Source organism: Cupriavidus sp. 05N38 (assembly GCF_056397345.1).
In genome coordinates, this window is sequence record NZ_JBFTNF010000022.1 from 102,300 (window position 1) to 103,930 (window position 1,631).

The following is a 1,631-nucleotide window of genomic DNA, read 5'->3' on the forward strand; positions in this document are numbered from 1 at the left end:
TTATATGAAATCATGAAAACCGTACCTAGAATTCTCTCATCGTAAATAACGAAATTTCCCAACAAAGGACACGGACCTATCTCGATAGCGGAGGAAGAACAGAACAGGGAAGCCATCGAAGGGAAAATCATCGGCGCGTCCGGATCGAGAAGCCGTGGCCATTGAATAATCAATGGCCCGCAGCACGACTCCTGTCCGGAAAAATCGCGAGATAACCCTATTCATCCAGCAAGAAACAAGATGACGCCAGCGCTCGGCACGCGGGCGCAGGGCCTCCTTTTGTCCGGCGGTCCAATAACAACCGCATCGGAGACGCCCTCATGCCAGCCTGGAAGCGCCCCTTTCTTCATCTGCTCTGCCCCGGCATTGCCCTGACCCTGGCCGGTTGCGGCGGTGGCGGCGACGGCATGGCCAGCGGCGACACGCCATCCGCCGTGCCAGGCACGGCCAGTTGCGCATCGCCCGCCGAAGTCACGGTCGATACCGTGCTCGACAGTGCCTGCGTCTACAAGCAGACCTTCACGATCAGCCGGTCCGGCATCACGCTGGACTGCGGCGGCGCCACCATCGACGGCCGCGGCACCGATGTCAAGGGCATCTACGTGGACTCGCGCGGCGGCGCGCTGCGCCATGTCACCATCCGCAATTGCCGCCTGAAGAACCAGGCCTCCGTGGGCATCGCGATCGGCTGGAGCGGTGCGCTCGCGGCCAGGCTCCAGGCCTACACCCGCGACGACATCTACGCGCGCTCACCGCAGCAGGTGCTGATCGAGAATGCCAGCGTGGAGGGCGCCGGCAACGTCGGCATCTATATCGAGTCCTACGCATCCGGCAACACGCTGCGCAATGTCACCGTGACCAGTTCGCGTGGCCCGGGCGTGTACCTGGACGCCTCGACGCGCGACAACCGGATCGTGAACTCCACCTTCACCGGCAACGGCCTGCCGCGCACCCGCGAAGCCATCGCCATCGATTCTTCGGCCGGCAACGTCATTGCCGGCAACAAGTTCAGCGGCAACGCCCTTGCCGCCATCACGCTCTACAAGAACTGCGGCGAGAACCAGGGCCCGGCGCGCTGGCAGCACTCTGACGGCAATCTGATCCAGGATAACGATTTTGCCGCGGAAAGCGTGGGCGTCTGGATCGCGTCCAGGCAGAGCCGGGACCTGGGTAACTGGAATTGCAGCGACCCCTCCTACTATGCCGGCCGGTATTTCCTCGATTATGCGCAGAACAACCAGGTGATGAATAATCGCTTTGCTAATGTCCGCCAGGGCGTCATCGTGGAAGACGACAATAATACGGTGAGCGGAAATACGTTCTCCGGCACCAGAAACGCCGATATCGTGACCGGTGCCCAATATCGTGCAATGTATCTCGGACGCCCCGTTTCCGGGCTGATCGCGCAAGACAATACTTACCTGCCATAGACGACAGGCCGATGACGGCAAAGCAACAAAAATCCCCCGAAGCGGCGGGATCGTACGGGCACCGATGGGCACTACAATGCCGCAGCACAACAAGGATACCCATTCCGGGAAACGCCCTCATCGCCGTCAGACTACACCAGCGGAGACTGGAAAGATCCTCAAGAGGCGCGGATCCGGCACAGGAAACTGACACAGGAAGCA

1 protein-coding gene is annotated in these 1,631 nt (G+C 60.8%); it reads left to right on the forward strand.

Annotation, left to right across the window (positions count from 1 at the left end):
• The first annotated feature begins 320 nt into the window (after positions 1–320).
• Entirely contained in the window at positions 321–1,430 is a 1,110-nt protein-coding gene (locus tag AC1DK4_RS17880) for a right-handed parallel beta-helix repeat-containing protein (protein WP_441616839.1), read from the forward strand.
• Positions 1,431–1,631 lie beyond the last annotated feature (201 nt).